Source organism: Variovorax stachyos (genome assembly GCF_051400855.1).
Classification (GTDB): Bacteria; Pseudomonadota; Gammaproteobacteria; order Burkholderiales; family Burkholderiaceae_C; genus Variovorax.
Genome location: NZ_JBLFFN010000002.1, coordinates 303,075 through 323,420 on the forward strand (window position 1 = coordinate 303,075; position 20,346 = coordinate 323,420).

General features: G+C 66.4%; 22 protein-coding genes. 11 read left to right on the forward strand and 11 right to left on the reverse strand.

The genetic code is table 11. The annotated features are described in order from the left end of the window. Positions 1 to 40 precede the first annotated feature (40 nt). The 5 genes from rbfA (at position 41) to ACMGEZ_RS04710 (ending at position 4,647) form a co-directional block, all read left to right on the forward strand. Positions 41 to 412 carry a 30S ribosome-binding factor RbfA gene (gene rbfA / locus ACMGEZ_RS04690; protein ID WP_068685509.1) on the forward strand — a complete coding sequence of 124 codons (372 nt, stop codon included), beginning with the start codon at positions 41 to 43 and terminating at the stop codon, positions 410 to 412. A gap of 2 nt (positions 413 to 414) precedes the next feature. Continuing rightward, on the forward strand, positions 415 to 1,359 hold the full coding sequence (gene truB / locus ACMGEZ_RS04695; RefSeq protein WP_436821085.1) for a tRNA pseudouridine(55) synthase TruB: 945 nt from the start codon (positions 415 to 417) through the stop codon (positions 1,357 to 1,359). Continuing rightward, positions 1,356 to 3,191: a translational GTPase TypA gene (gene typA / locus ACMGEZ_RS04700; protein WP_436821086.1), complete on the forward strand. Its 1,836-nt coding sequence runs from the start codon at positions 1,356 to 1,358 to the stop codon at positions 3,189 to 3,191. The genes truB and typA overlap by 4 nt, the downstream gene beginning before the upstream one ends. A gap of 34 nt (positions 3,192 to 3,225) precedes the next feature. Next, positions 3,226 to 4,098: a DMT family transporter gene (locus tag ACMGEZ_RS04705; protein WP_436821368.1), complete on the forward strand. Its 873-nt coding sequence runs from the start codon at positions 3,226 to 3,228 to the stop codon at positions 4,096 to 4,098. A 75-nt stretch (positions 4,099 to 4,173) separates the two neighbouring features. Then, on the forward strand, positions 4,174 to 4,647 hold the full coding sequence (locus tag ACMGEZ_RS04710) for a hypothetical protein (RefSeq protein WP_436821087.1): 474 nt from the start codon (positions 4,174 to 4,176) through the stop codon (positions 4,645 to 4,647). A 21-nt stretch (positions 4,648 to 4,668) separates the two neighbouring features. On the opposite strand, the gene ACMGEZ_RS04715 is transcribed toward ACMGEZ_RS04710, so the two are convergent. The 5 genes from ACMGEZ_RS04715 to smpB all read right to left on the reverse strand — a co-directional run bounded on the left by ACMGEZ_RS04715 (position 4,669) and on the right by smpB (position 7,496). Continuing rightward, positions 4,669 to 5,058, reverse strand: a complete 390-nt coding sequence (locus ACMGEZ_RS04715) for a COG4315 family predicted lipoprotein (RefSeq protein ID WP_436821088.1) — start codon at positions 5,056 to 5,058, stop codon at positions 4,669 to 4,671. Between the two features lie 68 nt (positions 5,059 to 5,126). Further along, positions 5,127 to 5,849: an anti-sigma factor family protein gene (locus ACMGEZ_RS04720; RefSeq protein ID WP_436821089.1), complete on the reverse strand. Its 723-nt coding sequence runs from the start codon at positions 5,847 to 5,849 to the stop codon at positions 5,127 to 5,129. 11 nt (positions 5,850 to 5,860) lie between these two features. After that, the gene (locus ACMGEZ_RS04725) at positions 5,861 to 6,370 is read right to left on the reverse strand and encodes a sigma-70 family RNA polymerase sigma factor (protein ID WP_436821090.1); all 510 of its coding nucleotides are present in this window, start codon (positions 6,368 to 6,370) and stop codon (positions 5,861 to 5,863) included. A gap of 54 nt (positions 6,371 to 6,424) precedes the next feature. Then, on the reverse strand, positions 6,425 to 7,006 hold the full coding sequence (locus ACMGEZ_RS04730) for an LbetaH domain-containing protein (protein ID WP_436821091.1): 582 nt from the start codon (positions 7,004 to 7,006) through the stop codon (positions 6,425 to 6,427). A 13-nt stretch (positions 7,007 to 7,019) separates the two neighbouring features. Then, positions 7,020 to 7,496 (reverse strand): SsrA-binding protein SmpB, encoded by a 477-nt coding sequence (gene smpB / locus ACMGEZ_RS04735; protein ID WP_068685526.1) that lies wholly within the window; start codon positions 7,494 to 7,496, stop codon positions 7,020 to 7,022. 154 nt (positions 7,497 to 7,650) lie between these two features. Between smpB and ACMGEZ_RS04740 the strand changes: the two genes are divergently transcribed. Next, positions 7,651 to 8,097, forward strand: a complete 447-nt coding sequence (locus ACMGEZ_RS04740; protein WP_436821092.1) for a type II toxin-antitoxin system RatA family toxin — start codon at positions 7,651 to 7,653, stop codon at positions 8,095 to 8,097. Then, a complete protein-coding gene (locus ACMGEZ_RS04745) occupies positions 8,097 to 8,429 on the forward strand; it encodes an RnfH family protein (RefSeq protein ID WP_436821093.1) in 333 nt (110 codons plus the stop codon). The genes ACMGEZ_RS04740 and ACMGEZ_RS04745 overlap by 1 nt, the downstream gene beginning before the upstream one ends. A 10-nt stretch (positions 8,430 to 8,439) precedes the next feature. Here the strand turns inward: ACMGEZ_RS04745 and ACMGEZ_RS04750 are convergent, their stop codons facing one another. Then, positions 8,440 to 8,979, reverse strand: coding sequence for a DUF4124 domain-containing protein (locus ACMGEZ_RS04750; protein WP_436821094.1), 540 nt, complete (start codon positions 8,977 to 8,979; stop codon positions 8,440 to 8,442). Positions 8,980 to 9,189: 210 nt separating this feature from the next. Between ACMGEZ_RS04750 and guaB the strand changes: the two genes are divergently transcribed. Together guaB and guaA are read left to right on the forward strand one after the other, a co-directional pair. Next, positions 9,190 to 10,659, forward strand: coding sequence for an IMP dehydrogenase (gene guaB, locus ACMGEZ_RS04755; RefSeq protein ID WP_436821095.1), 1,470 nt, complete (start codon positions 9,190 to 9,192; stop codon positions 10,657 to 10,659). 9 nt (positions 10,660 to 10,668) lie between these two features. Continuing rightward, positions 10,669 to 12,282, forward strand: coding sequence for a glutamine-hydrolyzing GMP synthase (gene guaA / locus ACMGEZ_RS04760; protein WP_436821096.1), 1,614 nt, complete (start codon positions 10,669 to 10,671; stop codon positions 12,280 to 12,282). A 12-nt stretch (positions 12,283 to 12,294) separates the two neighbouring features. Here the strand turns inward: guaA and ACMGEZ_RS04765 are convergent, their stop codons facing one another. Together ACMGEZ_RS04765 and ACMGEZ_RS04770 are read right to left on the reverse strand one after the other, a co-directional pair. Next, positions 12,295 to 14,484, reverse strand: coding sequence for a xanthine dehydrogenase family protein molybdopterin-binding subunit (locus tag ACMGEZ_RS04765; RefSeq protein WP_436821097.1), 2,190 nt, complete (start codon positions 14,482 to 14,484; stop codon positions 12,295 to 12,297). A 21-nt stretch (positions 14,485 to 14,505) separates the two neighbouring features. After that, on the reverse strand, positions 14,506 to 14,967 hold the full coding sequence (locus ACMGEZ_RS04770) for a (2Fe-2S)-binding protein (protein ID WP_436821098.1): 462 nt from the start codon (positions 14,965 to 14,967) through the stop codon (positions 14,506 to 14,508). 150 nt (positions 14,968 to 15,117) lie between these two features. Here ACMGEZ_RS04770 and ACMGEZ_RS04775 point away from each other — a divergent pair, with 150 nt between their 5' ends. Together ACMGEZ_RS04775 and ACMGEZ_RS04780 are read left to right on the forward strand one after the other, a co-directional pair. Next, entirely contained in the window at positions 15,118 to 15,813 is a 696-nt protein-coding gene (locus ACMGEZ_RS04775) for a heavy metal response regulator transcription factor (RefSeq protein ID WP_436821369.1), read from the forward strand. Then, positions 15,810 to 17,144 (forward strand): heavy metal sensor histidine kinase, encoded by a 1,335-nt coding sequence (locus ACMGEZ_RS04780; protein ID WP_436821099.1) that lies wholly within the window; start codon positions 15,810 to 15,812, stop codon positions 17,142 to 17,144. Before ACMGEZ_RS04775 ends, ACMGEZ_RS04780 begins: the two co-directional genes overlap by 4 nt. Before the next feature lie 21 nt (positions 17,145 to 17,165). Here the strand turns inward: ACMGEZ_RS04780 and ACMGEZ_RS04785 are convergent, their stop codons facing one another. The 3 genes from ACMGEZ_RS04785 to ACMGEZ_RS04795 form a co-directional block, all read right to left on the reverse strand. Beyond that, positions 17,166 to 18,542, reverse strand: coding sequence for an MmgE/PrpD family protein (locus tag ACMGEZ_RS04785; RefSeq protein ID WP_436821100.1), 1,377 nt, complete (start codon positions 18,540 to 18,542; stop codon positions 17,166 to 17,168). Between the two features lie 86 nt (positions 18,543 to 18,628). Beyond that, entirely contained in the window at positions 18,629 to 18,946 is a 318-nt protein-coding gene (locus tag ACMGEZ_RS04790; RefSeq protein WP_436821101.1) for a DUF4387 domain-containing protein, read from the reverse strand. After that, a complete protein-coding gene (locus ACMGEZ_RS04795; protein ID WP_436821102.1) occupies positions 18,939 to 20,330 on the reverse strand; it encodes an acyclic terpene utilization AtuA family protein in 1,392 nt (463 codons plus the stop codon). Before ACMGEZ_RS04795 ends, ACMGEZ_RS04790 begins: the two co-directional genes overlap by 8 nt. Between the last annotated feature and the right edge of the window lie 16 nt (positions 20,331 to 20,346).

Here is a 20,346-nt window from a genome sequence, read left to right on the forward strand (position 1 = left end):
TGCACTGAGCCCGATCTCGCGACGCTTGTGATTGATCAAGATGCCTAAGAGAAAAGCCGCAACCCCCAATCGCGCCTTCAAGGTCGCCGATCAGATCCAGCGCGATCTGACGGAGCTGATCGCGCGCGAGCTGAAGGACCCGCGGGTGGGCATGGTCACGATCCAGGCGGTCGAGGTCACGCCCGACTACGCGCATGCGAAGGTCTTTTTCAGCCTGCTGGTGGGCGACCCGGTGGAGACCACCGAGGCGCTCAACCAGGCGGCGGGCTTCCTGCGCAACGGCCTCTTCAAGCGGCTGCACATCCACACCGTGCCCACGCTGCACTTCCAGTTCGATCGCACGACCGAGCGCGCCGCCGACATGAATGCGCTGATCGCGCAGGCCGTCGCCTCCCGTTCCAAAGACGACTAGGCATGAACGCGCCACGCACACGGGTGCAGCGGCGCCCTGTGCATGGGGTGCTTCTGCTCGACAAGCCGCTGGGCCTGTCCAGCAACCAGGCCTTGCAGAAGGCCAAGTGGCTGCTGCGCGCAGAGAAGGCAGGTCACACCGGCACGCTCGATCCGCTCGCGAGCGGTGTGCTGCCGCTGTGCTTCGGGGCCGCGACCAAGTTCAGCCAACTGCATCTGGACGCGGACAAGACCTACGAGGCGGTTGCGCGGCTGGGCATCCGGACCTCCACCGGCGACGCCGAAGGCGAGGTGATCGACGAGCGCCCCGTTGCCGTCACGCCCGCGGATCTGGCGCGCGCCCAGGTGCAGTTCACCGGCCGGATCCGCCAGGTGCCTCCGATGCACAGCGCCCTCAAGAAGGACGGCAAGGCGCTCTACGAATATGCGCGCGAGGGCATCGAGGTCGAACGCGTTGCGCGCGATGTCGTGATCCACGCGCTGACGCTCAGCCAGTTGTCGGCGCATGAGATCCGCATCCGGGCCAGCGTGAGCAAGGGCACCTACATCCGCACCCTCGCCGAGGACATCGGCGAGGCGCTCGGCTGTGGCGCCCATCTCAGCGCGCTGCGCCGCACGGCCACCGGCAATTTCGAGGCGTCTCACTGCGTGACGCTGGAAGCACTGGAAGGCATGAGCGAAGAAGAGCGCCTCGCCCAGCTGCTGCCCGTCGAGTCCCTGGTGGCCAGCCATACGAGCGTCATGCTGCCGCCGGAAGATGCGGCACGCTTTCTCTCGGGCCTGCGCCGTCGCGGTGGCTGGCCCGATGCCGCGGAGGTCGCCGTCTTCGGCTGCACACCGCGCGCCTTCCTCGGCACTGCGCATGTGAAGGCCGGCGAACTCATCCCGGGGCGCTTGCTGAACCCCATCGAAATCCAGCAGACACTTTTGACCGAAGCCACACCATGAGCACCAATCAGATCCGCAACATCGCCATCATTGCCCACGTGGACCATGGCAAGACCACGATGGTCGACCAGCTGCTCCGCCAATCAGGCACCTTCGCCGCGCACGAGAAAGTGGTCGACACCGTGATGGACAACAACGCGATCGAAAAAGAGCGCGGCATCACGATCCTGGCCAAGAACTGCGCCGTGACCTGGAAGGGCATGCACATCAACATCGTCGACACCCCCGGCCACGCCGACTTCGGTGGCGAGGTGGAGCGCGCGCTCAGCATGGTGGACGGCGTGGTGCTGCTGATCGACGCCCAGGAAGGCCCGATGCCCCAGACGCGATTCGTCACGAAGAAGGCGCTGGCGCTGGGCCTCAAGCCGATCCTCGTGGTGAACAAGGTCGACAAGCCGGGTGCTCGCCCCGACCACGTGGTCAATGCCGCCTTCGACCTGTTCGACAAGCTGGGCGCGACGGACGAGCAACTGGACTTCCCGGTGGTCTATGCGTCCGGCATCAACGGCTGGTCGTCGCTGGAAGAGGGCGCGCCGGGCGAGCAGTGGGGCCCCGACATGTCCGCCTTGTTCGACACCATTCTCCAGCACGTGCCGGCCCACGCAGGCGACCCGGATGCACCTTTGCAGCTGCAGATCTCCGCGATCGACTTTTCGACGTTCGTGGGCCGCATCGGCGTCGGCCGGATCAACGCCGGCACCATCCGTCCGATGATGGACGTGGTGGTGATGGAAGGCCCCGACGGCAAGTCCTTCAAGGGCCGGGTCAACCAGGTGCTGACCTTCCAGGGCCTGGAGCGCGTGCAGGCCGCCGAAGCCGGCCCGGGCGAGATCGTGCTGATCAACGGCATTGCCGACATCGGCATCGGCGTGACCGTGACCGATCCGGCCAACCCGGCGCCGCTGCCCATGCTCAAGGTGGACGAGCCCACGCTGACGATGAACTTCTGCGTCAACACCAGCCCGCTGGCCGGCCGTGAAGGCAAGTTCGTCACCAGCCGCCAGATCTGGGACCGCCTGCAGAAGGAACTGCAGCACAACGTCGCGCTGCGCGTGAAGGAAACCGACGAGGAGGGCGTGTTCGAGGTGATGGGCCGCGGCGAGCTGCACCTGACCATCCTGCTGGAGAACATGCGGCGCGAAGGCTACGAACTGGCGGTGTCGAAGCCGCGCGTGGTGTTCCGCGACGTCGACGGCGTACGGCACGAGCCGATCGAGATGGTGACGGTCGACATCGAGGACCAGCACCAGGGCGGCGTGATGCAGGCGCTGGGCGAGCGCAAGGGCGAGCTGGTCAACATGGAGCCGGACGGCCGCGGCCGCGTGCGCATCGAGTACCGTATCCCGGCGCGCGGCCTGATCGGCTTCACCAACGAGTTCCTGAACCTGACGCGCGGCTCGGGCCTGATCTCGAACATCTTCGACAGCTACGAGCCGCACAAGGGCGAGATCGGCAGCCGCAAGAACGGCGTGCTGATCTCCATGGACGACGGCGAGATCTTCACCTACGCGCTGGGCAAGCTGGACGATCGCGGCCGCATGTTCGTGCGTGCGAACGACCCGGTGTACGAGGGCATGATCGTCGGCATCCACAGCCGCGACAACGACCTGGTGGTCAACGCCACGCGCACCAAGCAGCTCACCAACTTCCGGGTTTCCGGCAAGGAGGACGCGATCAAGATCACGCCGCCGATCGACCTGACGTTGGAGTACGGCGTCGAGTTCATCGAGGAGGACGAGCTGGTCGAGATCACGCCCAAGAGCGTGCGCCTGCGCAAGCGCCACCTGAAGGAACATGAGCGCAAGCGCGCCAGCCGCGAGACCGCCGTCTAAGGCTGTGCTCACCCACGGCCGCGCCGTCTGGCTGATGGTCGCCGTGACCCTGATGTGGGCCACGGCGGGCGTCGTCACACGCCACCTCGAGCATGCGCGCAGCTTCGAGATCACCTTCTGGCGCAGCTTCTTCACGCTTGCAGCGCTGCTCGTGATCCTGCCGGCCTGGCAGGGCCGGGCCGTGTTCGCAAAGATCCGCGCCGGTGGCCGCGCGCTCTGGATCTCGGGCCTCTGCTGGTGCGTGATGTTCACCGCCTTCATGGTCGCGCTCACGCTGACCAGCGTGGCCAACGTACTGGTGACCATGGCCCTGGGGCCGCTGCTGACCGCGCTCGCGGCCCGGCTCTTCATTGGTCACCGGCTGCCGGCGCGGACGTGGGCCGCCATCGTGGTGGCCGGTGTGGGCATCGGCTGGATGTACGGCACCCAGCTCGGGGAGGGCGGAGGGCTCGCCGGCACGCTGGTCGCGCTGTGCGTGCCGCTGGCCGGCGCCTGCAACTGGACCGTGGTGCAGCATGCCCATGCGAAGGGGCACGACGTGGACCTGGTGCCCTCGGTGCTGGTAGGCGCCGCGCTTTCTTCGCTGTTGACGCTGCCGCTGGCCTGGCCCTTCCAGGCCAGCGCGCACGACGTCGGGTTGCTCGCCTTCCTGGGCCTGTTCCAGCTCGCGATTCCCTGCGTGCTCTCCGTCCTGTGCGCACGGGTGCTGAAGGCGCCCGAGGTCGCCTTGCTCGCGCTGCTGGAGATCATCTTCGGCATCACGCTGGCCTGGCTCGGCGCCGGCGAGGCCCCGTCGCCGAACGTGATGGCAGGCGGGGCGCTGGTGATCGGGGCCCTGGTGTTCAATGAATGGCTCGGGCTGCGTGGTCGGCGTGCTGCGGCTCTAGCCGTGCCGGGAAGCCATTAGCATCCGTGCTTCCACCGATTTCGCGCCAGGCCTCGGGCGCGTTCAAGACTTTCCATCCAATCAAGGGAGATAGCGATGCGACTTTGCGCCATTCTGCTGGCCGTTGCGGCGGCTGCGGCATCCGTGGGGGCCTCGGCCCAGGTGTCGGTCAACATCAACGTGCCGGGCCTGATCACGGTGGCGCCCCCTGCTCCACGCTACGAAGTCGTGCCGGCGCGGCGTGCAGGTTTCGTGTGGGTGCCCGGCCATTGGCAGTGGGCTCGTGGTGCCTATGCCTGGCGCGGTGGCTACTGGGAGCGGGCGAGGCCGGACTACGTGTACGCCCCGGGTCGCTGGGTACAGGCCGACGGCGGCTGGCGTTGGGCCGAGCCCAATTGGCGGCGGGCCGAAAGGCGTGCCCACCGGCACGACGATGATCGTCGCGGCCATCATGGCCACCGCGGGCACGACGACGATCGTCGCGGTCATCAGGGCCATCGCGGGCATGACGACGACCATCACGGTGGCTATCACTGCCCACCGGGGCAGGCCAAGAAAGGGCGCTGCTGAGCACGCAGCGCCCCCGTCCGATCAGGGCCGCGCGACCTTCCAGACGTTGTTGACGCCGTCGCCCGTCTTGTCGCCGGTCTTGGCATCCTTGCTCCAGTAGTACAGCGGCCAGCCCTTGTACGCCCACTGGCGCTTGCCATCGTCGCGCATGACGATGGTGTAGGCACCCATCGGCTTGGCCGTGGCGGGTGCCAGCAGCGGCGGCCAGTTGGTCGCGCAGGGCCCGTTGCAAGTCGACTTGCCGCTTCCGGCTGTGTCCCGATCGAAGGTGTAGAGCGTCATGCCGGTCGGCCCGACCAGCACGCCGTCGGCGGTGCGGGTCGGGGTGTCCGGCATCGAAGCCGTCCGGGACATGCCGCCGCAGCCGGCGAGCAGGGCGACCGCGAGAATCGAGGCACTGAGCAGTTTCATGATGAAGTTTTCTCCTTGTTGAACAAACACATCTAACAGGCCGACCCGGCTGGCACTCCGGCCTTCCATCAAAGCTGGCGGTACACCGCGCCTGCCAGGTTCAGCAGCACCTCGCGCGGCAAATTGCCGGTGAGTGCATAGCCGAAGCCTTGGTCGACCCAGTAGAAGCTCGACACTGGCCCTTCCGCCGAATAGCGGAAGGCTGTTTCTCCAGGCTGTGAAGTCTGCGCCGCAGCGGCGCCCAGGCTGCCGATATAGAGCGTCAGGCGCTCGCCGTCGCCGCGCTCGAACATGAACTGTGCCCGCGCACCCGGGCTGCCGGGCAGCAGACGACCGCCGACAAGGACGTAGCCCTGGGCCGACAGGTCCGGCACCTTGAGCGGCTTGCCGAGCCGCTTGGAGAGCCATTCCACCAGATGCTGCTGCTCGGCGGCGGCGACCTCGACGGGATGGCGCTTCTCAGGCGCGTAGACCACGTGGGCCACTGCGGCGGCACGCACGAATTCCCGCGTGGGTGGCGCCTTGGCCAGCAAGGCCTGGCGCTGCGTTGCCCATTCCGCGCTGCCCAGCCAGCCGGCGCCAAAGGCGACGAGCAGGCCGGCTGCGATGCCGCTCCAGCGAATCCAGCGGGCATGCTGGCTCTGGCGCGCCGCCACCATTTCCGCGGCTGCCAGCAGGGAGGGCGGGACGGGCTCGTCCAGTACCTCGCTGTGCAGCCGCCGCAGCGCGTCGCGCTGGGCCCGCCAGGCGGGCTGATCGGTGTCGGGGGGAGAGGAGGAGGGCGGCTTCATGGCGATGCGCTTCACTTGAGGCGGCGCAGCCCGGAACGGCTGGAAGCCGGAGGCAGGCCCCCTTCCATCAGTTCCTGCAAGCGGACGCGCGCCCGCGCCAGGCGCGACATGACCGTGCCGAGCGGAACGTTCAGCACCCTCGACAGCTGGGCGTAGGACATGTCCTCGAGCGCCACCAGCAGCAGCGCGGCGCGTTGTTCTTCCGGCAGGAGCAGCAGGCAGCGCTGCAGGTCGATGGCCCGGTCGCGCGCGTTTTCCGCGCCGGGCAGTTGCGCCGCGACCTCGTCGATGTCGACCGTCGCGCGCGGCGGCGCGCGGCGGACCTGGCTGGCGAACACGTTGTGCATGATGGTGAACAGCCAGGCTCGCAGGTCACTGCCCACGATCCAAAGCTGCCACTTGTGGCAGGCGCGTTCCAGCGTGTCCTGGACCAGGTCATCGGCCGCCCAGGCGTCGCCGGTCAGCGCCCGGGCATAGCGCCGGAGGCTGGGGATCTGGTCGATGAGTGCGCGGGAGTCCATTGCTGCATAAACGCCGGAAGACCGCAGCTTATTCCCGGCGCCGCGAAAAAAACATCAGCCGTGCTCGGCGGTTCGCAGCACCCGCGGCTTGATCGCCTTGGCCGGATTGCCGCCGTAGACGGTCCAGGCGTCCAGCGATCGAAAGGCCACGCCGCGCGCGCCCAGCACCGCGCCTTCGCCCACCTCCACGCCCGGACCGACGAAGGCCTCGGCCGCGATCCAGGCGCTGGCGCCGATGACGATCGGGCTGGCGGTCAACTGGAAGGTCTCCGAGGCGATGTCGTGGCTGCCGGCACAAAGATGCGCGCCCTGCGACACCAGCGCGGCACGGCCCAGCGTGATCGGCGCCATGTTGTAGCAATTGACCCGCTCGGCCAACAGGGCGCGATCCGCGAGGTGCAGATGGGGCGGATACCAGACCCGCGCGCTGCCGCGCACGTCGCTGGACTCGCCCAGTTTCGCGCCGAAGAGCTTGAGCAGGAAGCGGCGCCAGAAGCGCATCTGCGGCGGCGTCCAGGAGGCCAGCAGCGCCCAGCTCACGTTCCAGGCGGCGCGCAGCAAGCGGTTGCGGAGGGAGAAGCTGGGCCCGCCCTCGAGGGGCTTGGTTCGCTGGGCGTCGAGCGGTCTGGCGGCCATGGTGTCGTCCTCTTCAGCGGTGGCGGCTCTTCATTGCGCGCTCGACTTCGCGCTTGCCTTCGCGGTCCTTGATGGTGTCGCGCTTGTCATGCTCGGCCTTGCCCTTGGCCAGCGCGATCTCGCACTTCACCTTGCCGGCCTTCCAGTGCAGGTTGAGCGGGACCAGCGTGTAGCCTTTCTGTTCGACCTTGCCGACCAGCCGGCGGATCTGCTCCTTGTGAAGCAACAGCTTCTTGGTGCGAACCGAGTCCGGGTTGATGTGCGTCGAGGCGGATTTGAGCGGGTTGATCTGGCAGCCGATGACGAACAGCTCCCCGTCCCTGATCACGACATACCCATCGGTCAGCTGCACCTTGCCCTCGCGCAGCGACTTGACCTCCCAGCCTTCCAGCACCATGCCGGCCTCGAAGCGCTCTTCGAAGAAATAGTTGTACGCGGCCTTTTTGTTGTCGGCGATCCGGGAGGAGGTGTCTTGTTTCTTGGTGGCCATGGCTTCGTCAGGTGGGGGCGCATGGCATCCACACAACGGTCAAACGCACACACCGTGCGATTCTATGAAATGAACCGCGGCGCGGGATCGCCCGTGCGGCGCGGGTGCCGTGAGGCGGCCCTTCATACAATCGACCGCACCCCCATTCGATTTCATGAAAGCAGTCCACAAGTCCATCCTGATCTGGTACAGCGCCGAGGAGATGTACAGCCTGGTCACCGACGTGGCGACGTATCCCGAGTTCCTCCCGTGGTGCGACAGGGCCCGGGTGATAGAGCAGGACGAAGGGGGCATGACGGCAGAGGTCGGCCTGGCCTTCAGCGGCTTCCATCACAGCTTCACCACCCGCAACACCCATGTGCCGGGCCGCGAGGTGCATTTGCGACTGGTCGACGGACCCTTTTCCAATCTCGACGGCGTCTGGAAGTTCACCCCCGTGGGCGAGGAGGGCGAGCGCGCCTGCCGGGTCGAGCTGAACCTCAGCTACGGCTTCAGCAACTTCGCGCTGCAGGCGTTGGTCGGGCCGGTGTTCGACAAGATCGCCTCCAACCTGGTCGAAGCTTTCGTCAAGCGCGCCGAGCATATCTACGGCCAGAGCTGATGTTTCAGGTGACGGTTGCGTATTCGCCGGCCCCGCGCGAGGTGTTCGAAGAGGAACTCGGGGTGGCCGAAGGCGCCACAGTTCGCGATGCGGTGCAGGCGAGCAGTCTTGCCGCGCGGTATCCGCAACTCGACTGGGAGGCCATGACGCCCGGCATCTGGGGCCGCGCCGTGGAATGGGAGCAGCCGGTGCATGCGCGCGACCGCATCGAACTGTGCCGCCCGCTGACGGTCGACCCCAAGATCGCGCGACGCGAGCGCTTCCGGCAACAGGGGGCCAGGGGGACGGGACTCTTCGCACGCCGGCGCAAGGGCGGCAAAGCGGGGTACTGAGGCCCTTCGACTACTTGCAGTCGCTGTCGATCACCGACTGCAGTCGCTGCGCCTCGGCCGCGCGCATCTTGTCGTCCATGATCTCGCGCTCGCCCTGGGCATTCAGGCGGGCGACGCGCATGCCGCTGTCCATCGTGGCCTTGCCTTCACGCGCGCGCTTGCAGTTTTCGGTCTTGGCCTGCGCCACTTTCTGCGCCTCCGCGGCCTGCTTGGCCTTCTCGGCTTCCTCGGCCTTGCGAGTCTTTTCCTCGAGCTCCTTGTCCACGCCCGTGGGCTTGGGGCTGCCCGCCGGCCGCGGTGCGGCTGCCGGCGCGGCCGCAGCCTGCACACTGCCCGCATCCGGCGCGGCCGCGGGAGCGGGACTGAAGCTGAGGCGAGAGGAGGCGGGGCCGGGGCGGCGAACGATGTTCTTGTCGGGAATGTCGGGCGGCGGTGCCTGGTCGCTGAAGACCTTCTTGTTGTTCTGGTCGACCCATTGCCATTGGGCCTGGACGGCCGTCGCCCCAAGGAGGCAGGCCGATCCGAATACGAGCAGGTGCGCGAGCTTCATGGGGTGGCAGTTTATCCGCGACTTACGTTTTGCAACGTTTTTCCGGCGCGGTTTTCCAGCATTCGCGAGGCATTTGGCCAACATTCGCCATGAGCCGCACGGCCGCTCCGAAGGCGAATAACCGTAGCCGTAGGCGAAGGTACTCCAGTGAGCCCGCACGCCGCCCGGGCATGGCGCCATCGTTACAATCCGCCTTTTGGAGCTTCACCCATGCGCCTTCTCGGCAAAGCGCTCACCTTCGACGACGTGTTGCTGGTGCCAGCCTTCTCCCAGGTCCTGCCCAAGGACACTTCCCTCGCCACCAAGCTCTCCCGCAACATCACGCTGAACCTGCCGCTGGTTTCCGCGGCCATGGACACCGTGACTGAAGCCCGCCTCGCGATCGCCATCGCGCAGGAGGGCGGCATCGGGATCGTGCACAAGAATCTCACCCCCGCCGAGCAGGCCGCTCATGTGGCCAAGGTCAAGCGCTACGAATCGGGCGTGCTGCGCGACCCGGTGGTGATCACGCCCACCCACACCGTGCTGCAGGTCTTGCAGCTGTCGGAAGAGCTGGGCATCTCGGGCTTCCCGGTGGTCGACGGTGGCAAGGTGGTCGGCATCGTCACTGGCCGCGACCTGCGATTCGAGAGCCGCTACGACGTGCCGGTGAGCGAGATCATGACGCCGCGCGAGAAGCTGATCACCGTGCCCGACGGCACCACGCTGAGCGAGGCGAAGGCGCTGCTCAACAAGCACAAGCTCGAGCGCCTGCTGGTGATCAACAACGCGTGGGAGCTCAAGGGCCTGATCACCGTCAAGGACATCACCAAGCAGACCAGCTTTCCCAATGCCGCGCGCGACGCGAGCGGCCGGCTGCGCGTGGGCGCGGCGGTCGGCGTGGGCGAGGGCACCGAAGAGCGCGTCGAGGCGCTCGTCAAGGCCGGCGTCGATGCGATTGTCGTCGACACCGCCCACGGCCACAGCGCCGGGGTGATCGAACGCGTGCGCTGGGTCAAGAAGAACTACCCGCAGGTCGACGTGATCGGCGGCAACATCGCCACCGGCGACGCCGCCCGCGCGCTGGCCGATGCGGGCGCCGATGCCGTCAAGGTCGGCATCGGCCCGGGCTCCATCTGCACCACGCGCATCGTGGCCGGCGTCGGCGTGCCGCAGATCATGGCGGTGGACAACGTCGCGACCGCGCTGCAAGGCAGCGGCATCCCGCTGATCGCCGACGGCGGCATCCGCTATTCGGGCGACATCGCCAAGGCCATCGCAGCCGGTGCCAGCACCGTGATGATGGGCGGCATGTTCGCCGGCACCGAAGAGGCACCGGGCGAAATCGTGCTGTTCCAGGGCCGCAGCTACAAGAGCTATCGCGGCATGGGCTCGATCGGCGCCATGCAGCAGGGCAGCGCCGACCGCTACTTCCAGGAATCGAGCACCGGCAACCCCAATGCCGACAAGCTGGTGCCCGAGGGCATCGAAGGCCGGGTGCCCTACAAGGGCTCGATGGTCTCGATCGTCTACCAGATGTCCGGCGGCCTGCGGGCCAGCATGGGCTACTGCGGCTGCGCCACCATCGAAGAAATGAAGACCAAGGCCGAGTTCGTCGAGATCACCACCGCCGGCATCCGCGAGAGCCACGTACACGACGTGCAGATCACCAAGGAAGCGCCGAACTACCGGGCGGAATAAGACTCGCCCATGCAACACCAGAAAATCCTCATCCTCGACTTCGGCTCCCAGGTCACGCAACTGATCGCCCGGCGCGTGCGCGAGGCGCACGTGTACTCCGAAGTCCATCCCTGCGACGTCAGCGACGAATGGGTCCGTGAGTACGCGAAGGACGGCACGCTCAAGGGCGTGATCCTTTCCGGCAGCCATGCCAGCGTCTACGAGGAAACGACCGACAAGGCACCGCAGGCGGTGTTCGAGCTGGGCGTACCGGTCCTGGGCATCTGCTACGGCATGCAGACCATGGCGCACCAGCTCGGCGGCAAGGTCGAAGGCGGGCACAAGCGCGAGTTCGGCTTCGCGGCGGTGCGCGCGCGCGGCCACACCGAGCTCCTGCGCGACATCGCCGATTTCAATACCGACGAAGGGCACGGCATGCTCAACGTCTGGATGAGCCATGGCGACAAGGTCACCGAGCTGCCGCCCGGCTTCAAGCTGATGGCCTCCACCGAGAGCTGCCCCATCGCCGGCATGGCCGACGAGGATCGGCATTTCTATGCGCTGCAGTTCCACCCCGAGGTCACGCACACGCAGCAAGGCAAGGCGATCCTCGAGCGCTTCGTGCTCGGCATCTGCGGCGTCAAGCCCGACTGGGTGATGCGCGACCACATCGGCGAGGCCGTGGAGGCGATCCGCAAGCAGGTGGGCGACGAGGAGGTGATCCTCGGCCTGTCCGGCGGCGTCGACTCCTCGGTGGCCGCGGCGCTGATCCACCGTGCAATCGGCGACCAGCTCACCTGCGTGTTCGTCGACCACGGCCTGCTGCGCCTCGACGAGGGCAACATGGTGATGGACATGTTCGTCGGCAAGCTCCACGCCAAGGTGATCCGCGTCGATGCGAGCGAGCTCTTTCTCGGCAAGCTGGCCGGCGTGAGCGACCCCGAGGCCAAGCGCAAGATCATCGGCGGCGAGTTCGTCACGGTCTTCAAGCAGGAGGCACTCAAGCTCACCAATGCCGGCGCCAAGGGCGCCAAGTGGCTGGCGCAGGGCACCATCTACCCCGATGTGATCGAGTCCGGCGGTGCCAAGAGCAAGAAGGCCGTCACCATCAAGAGCCACCACAACGTGGGCGGCCTGCCCGAGCAGCTGGGCCTGAAGCTGCTGGAGCCGTTGCGCGACCTGTTCAAGGACGAGGTGCGCGAGCTGGGCGTGGCCCTCGGCCTGCCGCCCGAGATGGTGTACCGCCACCCCTTCCCCGGCCCTGGCCTCGGCGTGCGCATCCTCGGCGAGGTGAAGAAGGAATACGCCGATCTGCTGCGCCGGGCCGATGCGATCTTCATCGAGGAGCTGCGCAACTTCAAGGACCCGTCGTCCGGCAAGAGCTGGTACGACCTGACCAGCCAGGCCTTCACCGTCTTCCTGCCGGTCAAGAGCGTGGGCGTGATGGGCGATGGCCGTACCTACGACTACGTGGTTGCGCTGCGCGCCGTGCAGACCAGCGACTTCATGACCGCCGACTGGGCCGAGCTGCCCTATGCGCTGCTCAAGAAGGTGTCGGGTCGCATCATCAACGAGGTGCGCGGCATCAACCGGGTGACCTACGACGTGTCGAGCAAGCCGCCGGCGACGATCGAGTGGGAGTGATTTGCTGCGCAGTCAAGCCAGGCCGTGATCGGACAACGGCAACGAGCGCACGAAGCTCCCCGTAGCAGACTGGATGGCCGCAACCAGTGCGGGTGCGACGGGCGGCAGGCCGGGCTCGCCCACTCCACCCAGCGGTGACCCGATCTCGACGATCTCGGTGAGCACTTCGGGTATCTCGTGCATGCGCAGCACGGGGTAGTCGGCAAAGCTGCTCTGCTCGGCCCGGCCATCCTTGAGCGTGACCTTGGCGCGCAGCGCCGCGCCCAGCCCTTCGACCACGCAGCCATGCATCTGCTGGCGGATCTGCCCCGGGTTGATCGCTCGGCCGCAGTCGATCGCGACATGGACGCGCTCGACCCGGACCTTGCCGTCGACCATCCGCGCCTCCACCACCTGCGCCACCGGGCTGCCGTAGCACTCGACCACCGCCAGTCCGCGATGCACGCCCGCGGGTGGCGGTGAGGACCAGCGCGAGCTCTGCGCCACTCGGTCGAGCACCGCCAGCATGCGGCGCTGGTCCTTCAGGTGCGCACGGCGAAACGCCAGTGGATCCTGCCGGGCAGCGGCCGCGCACTCGTTCATGAACGTCTCCACCCAGTACCCGGTGAACGAATTCGCAATGCTGCGCCAGGGACACAGGGGGATCGGCAGATCCACCACCGCGTGGTCCAACTCGAAGGCGGGCAGTTGGTAGCGCATGTCGACCAACCCGCTGAGGGAGAAGCCGTCGATGTTGTTGGCGGGTGTGGGGTTGCCGTATTGACGACCCATCTGGGGGCCGCTGACGCGGACGCGCATCGCGGTGATCTGGCCGCTGGCGTCGAGCGCGGCACGAAAGCGGGCCATCATGGTCTGGCGATACTGTCCCTGCTGGATGTCGTCGCTGCGCTGCCAGATCACCTTGACCGGACGTCCCTGTACGGCGCGACTGGCCATCACCGCCTGGATCGCGATCTCCGCATGGGTCTTGCGGCCGAAGCCACCGCCCAGGTAGGTGGTGTGGATGTGCAACTGATCGTTCGTGAGGCCGCAGGCGCGCTCGAGTCCCATGCGCACGGTGTCGTGGCCCTGTGTGCCCAGCCAGAGTTCTGCGCTGTCCGCGCCCGCGCGCGCGGTACCGGCGATGGGCTCCATGCAGACGTGGGTGAGCAGCGGCACGGCGTACTCGGCCTCGACCACCTGGGCAGCGTTCGCGAAAGCACTGGCACTTTCGCCGCGACGCACGCTCATCGGCACATCCGTGTCATCCAGGCCGGCCTTCATGCGGCGGTTGATTTCTCCGGTGGACAGTGTGTCGTGCGGCGTTTCGGTAAAGCGTATGGCAAGCGCCTCGGCGGCCACCTTGGCCTGCCACCAGCTGTGGGCGATCACGACCGCGCCGCGCGGCACGCGCGCCACCGCGACGACGCCGGGCATGCCGCGCACGCTGGCCTCGTCGATGCTGGCCACGTCCGCGGCATAGACGGGTGCGAGGCGCACCGCGCCGTACAACATGCCAGGCAAGCGGGTGTCCACGGCGTAGAGCGCCTCGCCGCGCACCTTGGACGGCGTGTCCAGGCGCGGAACAGCTTTCCCCGTGAGCGTGCGCTGGGCTTCGGGTCGCAGCACGGGCTCCGGCGGGAACGGCAGGCGAGCCGCGTCGGCCACCAACTCGCCGAAGGGCAGGCGGCGCCGGCTGGCGGCGTGCACCACGAAACCGTCGCGCGTGTCCAGGCTTGCCGGCTCCACGTTCAGCCTTGCGGCTGCGGCCTGGACCAGCACCGTGCGGGCCTGCGCGGCGGCACGGCGCAGCGGGTCGTGCCACAAGCGGATGCCAAAAGAACCGACCGATCGCATCTGGCCGCTCGGCAGCCGGTAGTCGGGTGCGGGCCGCGGCGGCATTTCGATCGAGATCGCCTTCCAGTCGGCCCCCAGCTCCTCCGCCAGGATCTGCGCCTGGCCGGTGTGAGCGCCCTGGCCCATCTCACATGTGGGGAGGATGAAGGTCACTCGACCATCGCTGTCGATGCGCACGAATGATTGCGGTTGGCGTGGCGGCGGCGCCGGGCGTGCCGCGGGAGCGGCCGGAGGGGCAGCGGCAGCCGGCGCCTGGGCTAGGGCGGGCAGCGACAGGGCGACGGTCAGGCTGGCAGCGCCGCTTTGCCGCAGGAAATCCCGGCGGCTTTCGGAGGCAGGGGATCGCATCGGGGTCTGCTGTGTCATGGGAGTGCTCCAGCTCGGTGATCAGGCCAGGGCGCGCGCGGCGCGCTGAATGGCCGCACGAATGCGGTCGTAGGTGCCACAGCGGCAGATGTTGCCGGCCATGGCCTCGTCGATGTCGGCACTGGTGGGCCGACGCTTGGCCTTGAGCAGCACGGCCGCGCTCATGATCTGGCCGCACTGGCAGTAGCCGCATTGGGGCACGTCGAGCTCGATCCAGGCCGCCTGCAGCGCACGTCCTACGCGGTCATTGCCGGCGCCCTCGATGGTGGCGACGCGCTTGCCGGCCGCGAACGCCACGGGGGTGGTGCAGGATCGCACTGCCTGGCCGTCCACGTGGACGGTGCAAGCGCCACAGATGGCCATGCCGCACCCATACTTGGTGCCGGTGAGACCGAGCTCATCGCGCAGCACCCACAGGAGCGGTGTGGAGGGTTCGGACTGGACGTCGACCGAGCGACCGTTGACGTTGCATCGTGTGGCCATGCAGACTCCTTTCTGAGGGTGGTGGGGCGTCCGCGAATGCTCCGGCGGTCGTGTCTCGCATTCCTTGCGCCTACATTACTTTTTTGTCATGTGAGCGCCTGGCCAACCGACTCCTGTCACGATCCGCTCCATTGCTGCACACCCGCACTCATGAGAATCCTGATCGTCGAAGATGAAAAACGACTGGCCGACTTCCTGGTCAAGGGGTTGCACGAGCTCGGCCACATCATCGACGTCGCGCGCGACGGCATCGAGGGAAGGCGCCTTGCCTTGGGCGGCGAATACGACCTGCTCATCCTGGACGTCATGCTCCCGGGCGTGGATGGCTTCTCGATCCTGGAGTCGTTGCGCAAGGCTTCGGGCAACTGCGCCCAGGTGCCGGTCCTCATGCTCACGGCGCGGGACGGCGTCGACGACCGCGTGCGCGGTCTGGAAAGCGGAGCCGACGACTACCTCGTCAAGCCGTTCGCGGTGTCCGAGCTTTTTGCCCGCGTCGGCGCCTTGTCGCGACGCGCGCTGACGAAAAGCGCAGGCGCAGCCGGCACGACGCTGCGCCTGGCCGATCTCGAGGTGGATCTGATCGCGCGTCGCGCCATGCGCGGCGATCGGCGCCTGGACCTGACCGGCAAGGAGTTCGCGCTGCTGCTCGCCCTGTTGCGCCGGCGCGGCCAGATCCTCACTCGCACGACCATCGCCGAACAGGTCTGGGACATGCAGTTCGATTCGCGAACCAATGTCGTGGAGGTCGCGATTCGGCGCCTGCGCGGCAAGCTGGACGATCCTTTCGAGCTGAAGCTGTTGCACACCGAGCGCGGCATGGGCTATGTGCTGGAGGACCGTTCGTGAGCGCGGCCACCTACACCATCCGCAGCCGCCTGGCCTGGCGGCTGTCCGCACTGGTCACCGGCGTGATGGCGTTGCTGGCGGCGGCGGTCTTCTTCTCTGTGCTCTGGGTGGTGCAGAACCGCCAGGCAACCGAACTCGGGAAGAAGTTCAACGTGGTCGCATCCATCATGCTCAACAGCGTCAAAGCCGGTGGCATGGCCCAGGTGTACGAAGACATGGTGTCCGGGGCCTACCGCCGGCCGATGACGCGCCTCACGGTGACCACGGCCGATGGCCGCATCTTCTACCGCGATCCCGACCAGCCGCCCTTCGTGATGACGGGGCCGACGGTTTCACGCCACAGCGAGTTCGATCTCACAACCCACGGCGGCGAACGCCTGCGCATGACCTTGGAAGCAGACACGGGGCCGGACCGCGAACTGCTTGGCGTGCTCGGTCTCACCTTGCTGCTGGTGCCCGTGCTCGGCGGCTTGCTCGTGGGCCTGATCACCGTGTGGCGCGTGCGTGCGGATCTGCGTCCCCTGGCCGATCTGGCGGCGCAGACGCAGCGCATCACCGTCAACCGGCTCGACCAGCGCCTCTCGCTGGCGGAGGTGGCCACCGAGTTGTCTCCGTGGGTCGAGCAGTTCAACGGCTTGATGGATCGCTTGCAGGCCGCCATCACGCAGCTCGAGGCGTTCAACGCCGACGTGGCGCACGAACTGCGCACGCCACTCGCCTCGCTGATGGGTCACACCGAGGTCGCGCTCTCGCGTGAACGCAGCGCGGCCGAACTGCGCGAGGTCATGATGGCCTCGCTGGAAGACCTGCAGCAGATTTCCGGCGTGGTCCAGGACATGTTGTTCCTCTCGCGCACCGACTGCGGGGCCCGGGCGCGGTGTGGCGAACCTTCGAGCCTCCGAGCGGTGGCAGAGAAAGTGGTCGAATTCCACCAGTTCAGCATCGAGGAGGCGGGCCTGCGAGCGTCTGTCGAGGGCGATGCCGAGATGGCGGTCGATCTGCCTCTGCTGCAGCGCGCCTTGTCCAATTTGCTGGACAACGCCGTGCGCCATGCACGGCCCCGCAGCGAGGTGCGCGTGCTCATCGACACCCGACCCGGCAACGAGGTGGGCGTGCTGGTGGAGAACGCGGGCGAGCCGATCAGCGAGCAGGCCCTGCCGCGCATTTTCGATCGCTTCTACCGCGTCGATGCCTCCCGCAGCGACAGTGGCCACCACCACGGCCTGGGTCTTGCCATCGTTGCTGCGATCGCCCGCATGCACGGGGGTTACACCGAGACGGTCTCGTCCGGTGGACTGACCCGCGTCGGCTTTGTGCTGCCGGCGTCGTGAACGCTCGACGCGGGTGCGGGCCTATCGCGCTCGCGACGTCGCGCCGATCTCGAACTTCGAGAGAAAGTACGGCATCTCGGCCTGCCGATCCAGCGTCCAGCACAGCCCAAGCACCTCCTCGATCTCCTCGTCGGTGAAATGCTCCTTGGCGAAGTCCCGAAACTTCGTCTCGATCGCGGAATCGTCCAGGCCGATGCGAGGGTTTTCTTTCGTTCCCAGTTCCTCGCTCATCGACTCTCCATTTTTCAGGACGATCGTCACCCTGTTGGCAAGCGATGGCATCTGCGCGGCCAGCACCGGGTCCTCGTGCACGGTGATCTTGTCGATGATGGCCAGCACCTGCGGGTCGGCAAGGTTGGCGACGTCGTAGGTCGCCCGCGTGATTGTCCCGTCGAGAAGGGCGCGAGCGACCGTATAGGGCAGGCTGTGATCGGCGGTCTCGCGAGTCTCCGGCCGCCACTTTGCCTTGTCCTTCGCCAGGAACCTGTAGCCCACATCGGTCGTGTCCACACGGATCGAATCGATCGCATCGAGACTGCCGATCTTCTTTCTCAGCAAGACGGCTGCCATGACGGCAGTCTGCATTTCCCCATTGGTCGGGTACAGCTTCGTCTTTGCCACCTTGATGCGGAAATCCTGGCTATTCCGGTTGCCGAACCTGGCGGTGTCCACTTCGAAGGCGCCGCTGACCTGGGCGAAGAATCCCATCTCGCCCTCGAAGATCTCGGAAGGGCCTGTCATGCCATGTCGGGCAAGGTATGCGCAGAAAACTGCGTTGCGCGTGGCATTCGCAGCCGAGGCGCCTTTCCATCCCGACAGCTCGCCTGAGCGAACCTGGCGCATTGCAATGTGCCCGTTGAGTGCCATTCCCAGGGCGTGCACAAGTTGAGGGCGGGTAAGCCTGAGCAGCTTTCCCACCGCCATCGTCGCGGCAATAGTCACATAGTTGACGTGATCCCAGCCTCGCCTGAACAGGGTCGCCGCATCCTGCAAGCGCATCTGCAACTCGTAGGCGATGACCATCGACAGGATCACGTCTGTGCCACCGAGGTTCTCAGCCTCGGCGACCGCCAGGCAAGCGGCGATGCTGTCGCTCGGATGCCCCGGCTCGAGGCTGAAGTAGCCATCGTTGTAGTCGAGAAATCTGACCATCGTCGCATTCAGAAATGCAGCGACCTCGGTCGCCACCTTCCTCCTGGAGAAGAAGATGGTCGATGCACCCTCGGGCAGCGTGTGCGCATACGAACGAATGCTTTGAGCCGGCGCACTGTTCATGCCACCGAGCGCACAGCCCATGCTGTCGACCATCCGCTGCTTGGCAACATGAATGACAGCCTGGTCGAGGTCGCCGTACTCCAGCGAATCGACGTACTCCGCAAGTTTCTCGGCCATATTCATGGCGGTTCTCCAGTTTGATCAAGACGAAAGTAGGGAGAGCTCCACGCTTCGAGCGCGGAGTTGCACTGCAATCAGCGCGTGCCGGACTACGAGGTGGCAGTGAGGCCCACGCCAAGGAGCCGCACATATTGCTGCCCGCCGTGCATGTCGCGCTCCAGCGACCCGCCCTGGGGCCGCCGTCTTGGATACGAGATCTTCAGTACCAGGAGTTCCGGCACGGCGAAACGTTTGATGAGCGCTGGCTCTACGTCGTAGAGCTTCCCGATGGCATCCGGCTGCAACTGCGGAGCCTCGCTGTAGCGATCAAACGAAGCGCGGTCAGGGAATGACAGGTCGAGCGTGATCCAGAATGGCCCGGCGTTCTTCGATCGCAGGTGTTTGCAGACTTCGCCAACCTTAGACATGGGCGGTCTCCTTCGTCTCGACGAAGACAGTTCGAACGAGCTCGGAGCCATCGGAGACGTGCACGACGTGATTGAGCTTGAACTCGTAGACCTGTCCCTTTTCGATCTCCGCCGGAGAGAAAGCGAACCCATAGCTCGGCAACGCCTGCTCCTGCTTGATGGGAAGATGAAAGAACCAGGGGTTGCACGTTTTTGCGATCTGGGTAGCCAGTTCCTGCGAAGAGGCGGTCGCTACGAAGAGCAGGCCGACTTCCCGAGGCGGCGCGGCGCCGGTCTCGACAGGCAATCCGTCCACGGCGTTCCACCCGTACGGGCGCAAGGAGATGTCGAAATCGTCCTTGCTCAGGTTCATGGCAGCGACCGTGCGCTGCGTGAGCACCGTCTGCATCTTCTCCAGGAAGAGGTCCATCTCGGCGAGCACTGCGGGGTCCTTGATGCCGACGAGCATCAAGGTCTGAAAACCGCAGCGTGCTGCCCCCTCCAGCTTCATCGTGTACGGTTTGGGAATAAACCTGGACCCCGTGACCGTCACGGTACGTTCGTCTACTGCGTCATAACGTGCGGCCGTTACATCGAGAACGCCACCCGGTTCATGCAACATGAACGGGTCGCTGTTCTCATAGAGCATGTGAGCCGACACCGTGAAGGGTGTGCAACGGCTGACTGTTCCAAGCGGCTCGACTTCGAACGCGTCTTGACCTACGCGAATCATGACGCCTCCTTCCCTGGAGTGGGTCGTGCAAAGTCCACCGCATTCGGCAATTTTCCCTGCATGCCACGCGGGAGCCACGCCGGCTCCGCGCAGAAGCGGAAGGGCAGCGAGCACTGCGGTATCGGTTGTACGGCCGCCGAGGACGATATCTGCCCCGGCCTGCAAAGCAGCCACGTAAGGCTCGGGGCCCATCAGCGCCACGACATGGTCGCACTCGGCGAACAGTTCTGCGCCCGAATCTGTCATCGGCGCGAGCGGAGAGACGCGTCCATCCCTGGCGTACTGCGCCATCAGTGCCGGCGGCTGTTCGGAGTAGAGCAGCGCGATGCGCGGGTGCAGGTCGTGCTCACGCGCGATCTCGAGTGCGATGTCGCGGGTCCAGTCCAAGGCCATGTCGCAACCCGACGTGCCGCATGATCCGATCAAGAGTGGAATGCCCGCGCGTGCCTGCGCAAGCATCAGGATGCGCATGTCCTCCTTGATCGCTGCCCTGGAGTATTTCGTGCGCCCCGTCGCCAGGTACGCGGGCCCGCTGTCCGTGGACCCGGCGTCGCAAGCGATGCCGTGCGCTCCCGCCGCGATTCCTGCGGCAACATCGCTTTCGCGAATTCCAACGCCCAACGCCCCGATGGGGACGATGATGTTGACGGTGTCTTTAAGTCGTTGCGACATGGCGTTCCGTAGTGGG

What these genes read in the sequence shown, in the direction of transcription:
- ACMGEZ_RS04730 (WP_436821091.1), bottom strand. Translation starts at nt 7,006, where the DNA reads ATGGCCGCCAGACCGCTCGACGCCCAGCGAACCAAGCCCCTCGAGGGC.
- truB (WP_436821085.1), top strand. Translation starts at nt 415, where the DNA reads ATGAACGCGCCACGCACACGGGTGCAGCGGCGCCCTGTGCATGGGGTG.
- ACMGEZ_RS04705 (WP_436821368.1), top strand. Translation starts at nt 3,226, where the DNA reads ATGGTCGCCGTGACCCTGATGTGGGCCACGGCGGGCGTCGTCACACGC.
- ACMGEZ_RS04770 (WP_436821098.1), bottom strand. Translation starts at nt 14,967, where the DNA reads ATGGCCACACGATGCAACGTCAACGGTCGCTCGGTCGACGTCCAGTCC.
- ACMGEZ_RS04720 (WP_436821089.1), bottom strand. Translation starts at nt 5,849, where the DNA reads ATGAAGCCGCCCTCCTCCTCTCCCCCCGACACCGATCAGCCCGCCTGG.
- ACMGEZ_RS04710 (WP_436821087.1), top strand. Translation starts at nt 4,174, where the DNA reads ATGCGACTTTGCGCCATTCTGCTGGCCGTTGCGGCGGCTGCGGCATCC.
- typA (WP_436821086.1), top strand. Translation starts at nt 1,356, where the DNA reads ATGAGCACCAATCAGATCCGCAACATCGCCATCATTGCCCACGTGGAC.
- ACMGEZ_RS04765 (WP_436821097.1), bottom strand. Translation starts at nt 14,484, where the DNA reads ATGACACAGCAGACCCCGATGCGATCCCCTGCCTCCGAAAGCCGCCGG.
- guaB (WP_436821095.1), top strand. Translation starts at nt 9,190, where the DNA reads ATGCGCCTTCTCGGCAAAGCGCTCACCTTCGACGACGTGTTGCTGGTG.
- ACMGEZ_RS04740 (WP_436821092.1), top strand. Translation starts at nt 7,651, where the DNA reads ATGAAAGCAGTCCACAAGTCCATCCTGATCTGGTACAGCGCCGAGGAG.
- smpB (WP_068685526.1), bottom strand. Translation starts at nt 7,496, where the DNA reads ATGGCCACCAAGAAACAAGACACCTCCTCCCGGATCGCCGACAACAAA.
- ACMGEZ_RS04715 (WP_436821088.1), bottom strand. Translation starts at nt 5,058, where the DNA reads ATGAAACTGCTCAGTGCCTCGATTCTCGCGGTCGCCCTGCTCGCCGGC.
- rbfA (WP_068685509.1), top strand. Translation starts at nt 41, where the DNA reads ATGCCTAAGAGAAAAGCCGCAACCCCCAATCGCGCCTTCAAGGTCGCC.
- ACMGEZ_RS04795 (WP_436821102.1), bottom strand. Translation starts at nt 20,330, where the DNA reads ATGTCGCAACGACTTAAAGACACCGTCAACATCATCGTCCCCATCGGG.
- ACMGEZ_RS04750 (WP_436821094.1), bottom strand. Translation starts at nt 8,979, where the DNA reads ATGAAGCTCGCGCACCTGCTCGTATTCGGATCGGCCTGCCTCCTTGGG.
- ACMGEZ_RS04725 (WP_436821090.1), bottom strand. Translation starts at nt 6,370, where the DNA reads ATGGACTCCCGCGCACTCATCGACCAGATCCCCAGCCTCCGGCGCTAT.
- guaA (WP_436821096.1), top strand. Translation starts at nt 10,669, where the DNA reads ATGCAACACCAGAAAATCCTCATCCTCGACTTCGGCTCCCAGGTCACG.
- ACMGEZ_RS04790 (WP_436821101.1), bottom strand. Translation starts at nt 18,946, where the DNA reads ATGTCTAAGGTTGGCGAAGTCTGCAAACACCTGCGATCGAAGAACGCC.
- ACMGEZ_RS04745 (WP_436821093.1), top strand. Translation starts at nt 8,097, where the DNA reads ATGTTTCAGGTGACGGTTGCGTATTCGCCGGCCCCGCGCGAGGTGTTC.
- ACMGEZ_RS04785 (WP_436821100.1), bottom strand. Translation starts at nt 18,542, where the DNA reads ATGAATATGGCCGAGAAACTTGCGGAGTACGTCGATTCGCTGGAGTAC.
- ACMGEZ_RS04775 (WP_436821369.1), top strand. Translation starts at nt 15,118, where the DNA reads ATGAGAATCCTGATCGTCGAAGATGAAAAACGACTGGCCGACTTCCTG.